8 protein-coding genes are annotated in these 7,472 nt (G+C 64.1%); 2 read left to right on the forward strand and 6 right to left on the reverse strand.

All coding sequences use genetic code 11. From position 1 onward, the window contains the following. Window positions 1–55: 55 nt before the first annotated feature. From rlmN to PHE40_RS07865, 3 genes are all read right to left on the reverse strand, one after another. Complete coding sequence (gene rlmN / locus PHE40_RS07855; protein WP_299960451.1) at window positions 56–1,210, reverse strand: 23S rRNA (adenine(2503)-C(2))-methyltransferase RlmN; 1,155 nt, start codon at window positions 1,208–1,210, stop codon at window positions 56–58. After that, window positions 1,207–1,701, reverse strand: coding sequence for an invasion associated locus B family protein (locus PHE40_RS07860; RefSeq protein ID WP_299960454.1), 495 nt, complete (start codon window positions 1,699–1,701; stop codon window positions 1,207–1,209). The genes rlmN and PHE40_RS07860 overlap by 4 nt, the downstream gene beginning before the upstream one ends. A 66-nt stretch (window positions 1,702–1,767) precedes the next feature. After that, the gene (locus tag PHE40_RS07865) at window positions 1,768–3,030 is read right to left on the reverse strand and encodes a DUF445 domain-containing protein (protein ID WP_299960457.1); all 1,263 of its coding nucleotides are present in this window, start codon (window positions 3,028–3,030) and stop codon (window positions 1,768–1,770) included. Here PHE40_RS07865 and PHE40_RS07870 point away from each other — a divergent pair. Together PHE40_RS07870 and PHE40_RS07875 are read left to right on the forward strand one after the other, a co-directional pair. Continuing rightward, window positions 3,029–3,346, forward strand: coding sequence for a hypothetical protein (locus PHE40_RS07870; RefSeq protein ID WP_299960459.1), 318 nt, complete (start codon window positions 3,029–3,031; stop codon window positions 3,344–3,346). The two genes, PHE40_RS07865 and PHE40_RS07870, sit on opposite strands and share 2 nt — an antisense overlap. A gap of 63 nt (window positions 3,347–3,409) precedes the next feature. Continuing rightward, window positions 3,410–4,357: an MBL fold metallo-hydrolase gene (locus PHE40_RS07875; RefSeq protein ID WP_299960462.1), complete on the forward strand. Its 948-nt coding sequence runs from the start codon at window positions 3,410–3,412 to the stop codon at window positions 4,355–4,357. Here the strand turns inward: PHE40_RS07875 and PHE40_RS07880 are convergent, their stop codons facing one another. The 3 genes from PHE40_RS07880 to PHE40_RS07890 are packed head-to-tail and all read right to left on the reverse strand — an operon-like array spanning window position 4,358 to window position 7,267. Further along, window positions 4,358–6,100 carry an ABC transporter ATP-binding protein/permease gene (locus PHE40_RS07880; RefSeq protein WP_299960465.1) on the reverse strand — a complete coding sequence of 581 codons (1,743 nt, stop codon included), beginning with the start codon at window positions 6,098–6,100 and terminating at the stop codon, window positions 4,358–4,360. It abuts the gene before it with no gap. A gap of 13 nt (window positions 6,101–6,113) precedes the next feature. Beyond that, on the reverse strand, window positions 6,114–6,377 hold the full coding sequence (locus PHE40_RS07885) for a DUF3253 domain-containing protein (protein ID WP_299960468.1): 264 nt from the start codon (window positions 6,375–6,377) through the stop codon (window positions 6,114–6,116). A gap of 47 nt (window positions 6,378–6,424) precedes the next feature. After that, window positions 6,425–7,267, reverse strand: a complete 843-nt coding sequence (locus PHE40_RS07890; protein ID WP_299960471.1) for an EAL domain-containing protein — start codon at window positions 7,265–7,267, stop codon at window positions 6,425–6,427. Window positions 7,268–7,472: the final 205 nt, after the last annotated feature.

Here is a 7,472-nt window from a genome sequence, read left to right on the forward strand (position 1 = left end):
AAGAGTAAAGTTGCCGCCTCCGCTAAGTTGGGGGAGCGTCCCGCTTGCGCGGGTCTTACGCCGCCGGTTGCACCAGGGATTTAAGCTGCCCGCAAGCCGCCAAAATATCCTGCCCGCGCGGGGTGCGGATGGGCGAGGCGTAGCCGGCGTCCATCACGATGCTGGCAAATTTCTTCAGCGCCACCGGGGTTGAGGATTCGTAAGTGCTGCCCGGCCAGGGGTTGAAGGGGATCAGATTCACCTTCGCGGGCAACCCGGCGATGAGATGGACCAGCGCCCTGGCGTCGGTCTCGGAATCGTTGATGCCCTTGAGCATGATATATTCAAAGGTGATGCGCCTTGCGTTGGAAGCGCCGGGGTAGCGCTTGCAGGCGGCGATGAGGTCCTTGATCGGGTATTTGCGGTTCAGCGGCACCAGCTCGTCGCGCAGATCGTCGCGTACGGCATGCAGTGAGACCGCGAGGTTGACGCCAAGCTCCGCCCCGGCCTTGTCCATCATGGGGATAACGCCGGAAGTGGAGAGGGTGATGCGCCGACGCGACAGGCCGATGCCTTCGCCATCCATCACGATCTTCATGGCCTTGGCGACGTTCTCGTAATTATACAGCGGCTCGCCCATGCCCATAAGCACGATGGTGGAGAGCAGGCGCGGGGTTTCGCCCTTGGGGCTCGGCCATTCCTTATAGGCATCGCGCGCGGCCATGAACTGGCCGACGATCTCCGCCGAGGAGAGGTTGCGCGCGAGCTTCTGCGTGCCGGTGTGGCAGAAGCGGCAGGAGAGGGTGCAGCCGACCTGGCTGGAGATGCACACCGCGCCACGGTCTTCCTGGCGGTCGGGGATGTAGACGGTCTCGACCTTCTCATTGTCGCGGAAATTAAAGAGGAATTTGCGCGTTTCGTCCTTGGAGAGCTGGTCCAGCGCCACATCCGGCCGGCTGACGATAAAATGCTTGGCGAATTTCTCCTGCAACGGCCGCGCGATGCTGCTCATGGCGGAAAAATCGCGCACGCCCTGATGATAAATCCAGTGCCAGAGCTGTTTGGCGCGGAAAGGGGCCTCGCCCGCCTCGGCGACAGCGGCGAGCAGCTCCTCACGCGAGAGACCCACAAGGTCGCGCCGGCCATCGGGCAGGGTGTTGCCGGGCGGGGCGAACAGCGCGGCCTTGGCGAGAATCCGTTCGGCGTCGCCGGGCAGCAGCAGATCGCTCACGGGCATGCCTTGATGATGGCGCCGTAAGCGTCGGAGAAGCCGGTGAGGGAGAAAACATCCGTCACCGGATGGCCGTGCGGGCCGGTGGAAACGGCTTGCGCGGTGGCACCGTTCCTGAAGGCGGCGACGGCTTCGCCCCCCGAGGTGGTGAAAGCGGTCCCGCCCTGGGTATAGAAATCAACCTTGGTGGCGCCAACGGTAAGGTTTACGGTGGGTTTGGGCGGGTAGGTGTACCCGGCGCTCAGCGTTACCTCGTCCCGGCTACCGGTCCGCTCGGTCACGGTGAGCATCACCGGCCCGCGCGATTTCCAGCTGGGTGTGGAGGTTTGCGCATCAGTGAAGGCATAGCAGACCTTGGCGCTGCCGGTGCCGTAGGCCGCGGCTGTCCAGTCGCCGAATTTGCCGCCGTTGCCGCCCAGCGCCACCGGGCCGTCAGCCGCGGCGGCGATTGCGGGGATGAAAAAGAGGAGTGCTGCGCCGAGGTGTTTCATGCGCCTGACATAGCGTATGCAACCCCCCCGTCACAAGCGTGGAAAATGGGCCATGCGGCACGGCGGCTACCCGCCGCCGGGCAGCGCCATGGTGGCCAGGCTGATGAGCGCGCCCAGAATAAAGCCGGCCAGCGTGCCGTTGACGCGGATGTATTGCAGGTCCTTGCCGACACGCAGCTCCAGCTTGCGGGTGATGGTCTCACCATCCCATGCGCCGACAACGCGGCCGATAAAAGCGGCCAGCTCGGTCTGCGCGGCGGGGAGCAGATTGAGCGCCAGTGTCTCCACGGCGGCGTTCACGCGCGCACGCGCGGTCTCGTCTTTACCCAGCACCTCGCCGAGGCCGGCCAGCGCCCCCTCGATCACGCTCACCGAGCGGCCGTGTGGAGCGGCGGCATCGGCCTCCAGCGCGCGGCGCAGCCTGGCCCACACATCCCAGGCCCAGGCTTGCACTGTTTCATGCGCCAGCACGCCCTGCATCGCGCGGCCAAGTTCGGCGGCGCGCGCGGGGTCGGTTTCCAGCCGGGTGATCTCAAAGCGGACCCATTCGTCGAAGGCGTCGCGCATCTCGGAACTGTCCGGGCTGACGCGCTCCAGCTCCGCGTTAACGGCGGTGAGCACCCGTTTGGCCACAGTGGCGCCAAGCGCCCAGCCGACGAGCCGGCCCCCCTGTTCACGCACCCGCTCCTTGATGGCGGCTTGCAAAACTTCTTCGCGCGCCACAAGTGTATCCTTCAACTGGTTGAGGATGAAGGAAAACACCTCCTGGTGCCGCCCTCCCTCCACCAGCCCGCCCAGCGCGCGCGCTACCACCACGCCCGCCGCCTTGCCGCCGATCAGCTTGGGCAGCAGCCGGGCGAGCAGGCGCCGCGCGCGGCCATCCTCGATGCTCGCCAGCAGCTTGGGCAGCATTCCGGCCAGAGCCTCGGCGGCGGGGCGGGTGGCGGTGGGGTCCGCGAGAAATTTGCGTAAAATCCCGGGTGAATCGAGGTTGCCGAGGAATTTGCGGATATCCCCCTCGGTGAACACATGGTTGGCGACGAAACGGCCCAGCGCGTTGCCCAGCCGCTCCTTCTGCGCCGGGATGATGGCGGTGTGAGGAATGGGCAGGCCGAGCGGACGGCGGAACAGCGCGGTGACGGCGAACCAGTCCGCCACGCCGCCAATAAACCCGGCCTTGGCGGCGTCGCGCAGCAAGGTGGTCCACGGGCCAGGCGGCAGCGCGTAGCTCGTGGCGGCAAGGGCGGCCATCAGTCCCAGTAGCGCGGAGGCAAACAGCTTATGGCGGTTCAGCGAGGCGCGCAGCGCGGCGTCCGGATCAGATGTCATGCGCGCAGCGTACAGGGTGGTGCCGATGCCGTGCAACATGCGCATTTTTATTGCTTTTCAAGGGCGTTTGAGAGCAGAATTACGATCGGAAATTATCCAGAGAGTCCCGCCGCAAAAACGGGACGGCTTCGAGGTTTCGAGGTATAAGTCAATGAATATAAAAGATTTAGAAACTGTAAATTTACCACCATCCCCCGGCCGGCGGCGCCGCTCTTCCCGGCGGGTTTCCAACCCGACATTCGCGGAGGCGCTGTTTGGTGTGGTCTGTGTCATCGGCGTGTTCGCCATGCTCGCGGTGCTCTACTCGTTCAGATGACCGGACTCCCTCCGGTGACTGGCTGACGTTTACAGAGGGCGCATTTGCCAGGCATGATGCCCTATGCCTTTTTTAACAGAGCCGGAGCCGCGGCGCGGCGTCCCGATTTTCGTGTTGCCGGGTATCCGGCGCGTCGTGGCCCGCAACCCAAGTGTGATGACCTATCAGGGGACCAACACCTATCTCATAGAGGCGGGCGATGGCTTGGTGGTGCTCGACCCCGGGCCGAGGGATGATGAGCATGTCCGCGATGTGATGGCCGCAGCGGGCAGCCGGCCGGTGAGCCATATCGTGCTCACGCATACCCATAGCGACCATTGGGGGGCAACCGCCGCGCTCGCACAGGCCACTGGGGCGCCGGTCGCGGCTTACAAAATCAGCGGGAAAGCGGAGCTCAAACCCGATATCGCGCTGGATCATTTCAGCACGGTTGCGGGGCTTATGGCGCTGCACACGCCCGGCCATGCGGCGGACCATCTCTGCTTTGAGCATTTCCTGCCCGATGGCACCAAAATCCTGTTCAGCGGCGACCATGTGATGTCCTGGTCGTCCTCCATCGTCAGCCCGCCGGATGGCGACATGCTGAGCTATTATCGCTCCCTGGAGTTGCTGCTGGCGCGCGATGATGTGTACTATCTAAGTGGCCATGGCCCCTTGCTGGCGGACCCGCGCGCCCTGGTGCGCGAACTGCTGGCGCACCGCCAGTACCGCGAGCGGACCATTCTGGCCGAGCTGAAGCAGCAGGATTGGGGGGTCGCGGCGCTCGCGGCCAAGCTCTATAACAAAACCGACCCGTATTTAAAAGTCGCGGCGCAGCGCAACGTGCTGGCCCACATGCTCAAGCTGAAGGCGGAGGGTTGCGTGGAGGAACACGAGCCCGACACCATCCATCATCCTGATGCCTTGCTCATCACCGCGCCGCCGGGCGTGCGCGAGGAAAGCAACGGCCAGATGATGACCCTGCGCGCGGACGCCTTGCGCCGGTTCGGCATGGTGGGCCTGCGGGGCTGATCAGGCCGCCACCTCCGCCAGAACCCCGCCGGAGAGGGCCAGATGCCGATGGCCTGGAGTAATGCCGCCATGGTGGCTGATGGCGACGATGGTGGTGGTGGGTAGTTTTTCGCGCAGCACCGCCTGAATTTTTCCAGCCGCGGCGCTGTCGAGCGCGGAGATGGCTTCATCGAGGAACAGCCAGTCCGGCTTGGCGAGCAGCGCGCGGGCGATGGCCAGGCGCTGCTGTTCGCCGCCGGAGAGGATAAGGCTCCAGTTCTCGCTCTCGCCCAGGCGGGCGGCAAGATGTTCCAGCCCTACATCCGCGAGTGCCGTGCGAACGGCGTCATCCGCCACATCCTGCTCCACCCCCGGATAGGTGACGGTGCGTTTCAGGCTGCCCAGCGGGAAATAGGGTTTTTGCGGCAGAAACAGCAGGCTGCCCTTGGGCGGGGTGATGCTGCCATGGCCAAACGGCCAGATGCCGGCGATGGCGCGAAACAGCGTGGACTTGCCGGCCCCGGAAGCGCCGGTCAGGATCACCGGTTCGCCCGCCCGCAGGGTGAGGCTGGCATGGTCCAACAGGCAGCGGCCGTCAGGCAAGGTGAGGGTGAGGTTGTTGAGCTTGAAGGCGGCGCCGGGAGCACCCACCTGTGGCCCGGCGGCGGCGGCGCTGCGCGCGGCCGCCACGGCTTCGCGGAAGCCGTAAAGACGCGAGACGGTGGCGCGCCATGTCACCAGGTTCGGGTAGGAGGTGACAAACCATGAGAGCGCCCCCTGCACCTGCCCGAACACCATGGGAATCTGGCTCAAGCCGCCAAGGCCGATGGCTTTGGCGAAATAGCGCGGCAGGATGACAACCAGCGGAAAGATATTGGCGATCTGCGTGAAGCCGATGGTGAAGAAGTTCAGCAGCTTGGTCCGGCGCATGATGGCCCAGAAATTATCCCGCACAGCCTGGAAGCGCTCGCCCAGCGTGGCCTGCTCGTCGGCCTCGCCGCGGTAGAGCGCGATGGCTTCCGGGTTTTCGCGCACGCGCACCAGGCTATAACGGAAATCGGCCTCCAGCCGCTGCTGGTTGAAGGCGAGCGGCACCAGCTTGCGGCCGATGAGCTGGGTGAACAACGTGCCAACAGCGGAGTACAATATGGCGACCCAGACCATGTAGCCGGGAATGGTGATGCCGAGGAGTTTGACCGAGCCGGAGATCACGTAAAGCACGAAGACAAAGCTGAACAGCGTCACCACATTGGTGATGAAATCCATACCCAGCGAGAGGCTGTTGGCCGTGAAATCACGCAGATCCTCCGAAATCCGCTGGTCCGGATTGTCAATGACGGTGCTGCGACTCTGGCTCAGGCTGATGTTGTAATACGCGCGCTCGGAGAGCCAGTTTTCGACGTAATGCGTCGTCAGCCATTGCCGCCATTTAATTTGCAGCATCTGGTTGAGGTAGAAGGCGTACACCGCGATGAGGATATACACCACCACCAGCTCGGCGAAGCCCGGCATGGGGTAGCGCGCGCCTTTGATGGTGAGCAGCGGGTAATACAGCAGGTCCACCACGGTCCTTTGGTCATAAACCTGGATGGCGTTGAAGAAATCGTTGTTCCAATAGGTCAGCACCACGTTCAGCCCTACAAGTAGCAGGTTGAGGCCGATCACCGCGCCCAGCAAGACAAACGCGGCCCAGCGTTCCTGCGAGCCGAAATACGGCTTTGCCAGGCTCCAGGCTTCACCCAGCCCGGTGAGAAAGTTGGTCATGGTGTGGCGCATGTTATTGTGCCTGCGTCAGGCGCAGGCGGATCACACCGCGCGCTTCCGCCGGAGGAACCGGCTTGCCCTTGCGCAGGAGTTCGATGATCCCGGCCTTCGCCAGGCGTTGCGCCGCGAGGCGGATGGGCGAGAGGCTGGCCCGCCATGCCGTGCCCGGCGGGTTGCCGGCCAGGGCGCGGGCGGCTTCGGTTGGTGAGATGGATTTTTGCGCGTCCTTGCCCGTCAGCAGGGAGAGAATCGCTTGTTCGGCGGGGTCTGAGCTCATGCCCTGGCTTATGCCCAAACTCAGGGTGAAGCGAAAGGCGCTTGCGGTTATTTAAGATGTTCGCGCGGGCTGGTGGCAAGCATCGCGGCGATCTCGGCGGCGGCAACGGGCTGGCTGAAATACGGTCCCTGACCTTCATCGCAGCCGATCTCGTTCAGCAACGCCAGCTGCGCCTCGTTCTCCACGCCGTCAGCCAGTACAGCGCAGCCCAGCGCGTGCCCCGCCTTTACCGCCGCCTGTACGATAGCGGCATCCGCAATGCCCTCGTCCAGATTGTGGATTAGCGAGCGATCCAGCCGCAGAGTGGCGATGGGCAGGCGCTTGAGCGCGCTCAGGCTGGCGTAGCCGGTGCCAAAATTATTGAGCGCCAGCCGTACACCCAGGCCCTGCAACGCCCTCAGCGCAAACACAGTGTCGTCGTTATCGTCGATCAACATGGCCTCGGTCAGTTCCAGCTCTAGCCGTTGCGCGGGCAGGCCCGATGCGCTGAGCGACTCCAGAAGCTGGCGGATCAGCCTGCCGCCCTGCATGTGGCGCTGGGAGAGGGTGAGCGCCACTGAAAGATCACCCGGCCAGCTTGCCGCCTGCATGCAGGCCTGTTGCAGCATCCAGCCGCCGACATCGTTGATGATCTCCGAGTGTTCGGCGATGGGCATGAAATGCGCGGCGGCTATAAGCCCGCGGCGGCTGTGCTGTAGGCGGATGATTGTTTCCGCACCGCGTATGTAGCCCGTCCGCAACGAGACCAGGGGCTGGTATTGCAGCACAAACCCGCCGGAGAGCAGTGCCTGGCGTAGCCGCTGGGTTATGCGCCGGCGTTCGGTGATCTCGCGCCGTGCGGTGCGCTGGCGCAACTCACGTGCCGTGTGCGGGGCGGATTCCGCGGCCAATAAGGCCTCAGCGGATGATTTTGATGCGTGCGGCATGGCAGATGGTGCAGGTCATGCCGGGAAACTGGGGCGAGAAAGTTAAGACCTCGAAAATGTTATTTTTATAAATTTAGGCAAGGTTTCGCGGGTGGCTCCGACAAGGCCGTGGTCCGGGCCCTACACGGCGGGCAGGTTGGCGCGTTCCATTTGTGGCAGCAGCGCCCCC

Origin of the sequence: Acidocella sp., from assembly GCF_028687955.1 — a bacterium.
GTDB lineage: Bacteria > Pseudomonadota > Alphaproteobacteria > Acetobacterales > Acetobacteraceae > Acidocella.

Coding starts and splice junctions, on each gene's coding strand:
- PHE40_RS07860 (WP_299960454.1), bottom strand. CDS start 1,701: ATGAAACACCTCGGCGCAGCACTCCTCTTTTTCATCCCCGCAATCGCC.
- PHE40_RS07870 (WP_299960459.1), top strand. CDS start 3,029: ATGCGCGCAGCGTACAGGGTGGTGCCGATGCCGTGCAACATGCGCATT.
- PHE40_RS07865 (WP_299960457.1), bottom strand. CDS start 3,030: ATGACATCTGATCCGGACGCCGCGCTGCGCGCCTCGCTGAACCGCCAT.
- PHE40_RS07875 (WP_299960462.1), top strand. CDS start 3,410: ATGCCTTTTTTAACAGAGCCGGAGCCGCGGCGCGGCGTCCCGATTTTC.
- PHE40_RS07880 (WP_299960465.1), bottom strand. CDS start 6,100: ATGACCAACTTTCTCACCGGGCTGGGTGAAGCCTGGAGCCTGGCAAAG.
- PHE40_RS07885 (WP_299960468.1), bottom strand. CDS start 6,377: ATGAGCTCAGACCCCGCCGAACAAGCGATTCTCTCCCTGCTGACGGGC.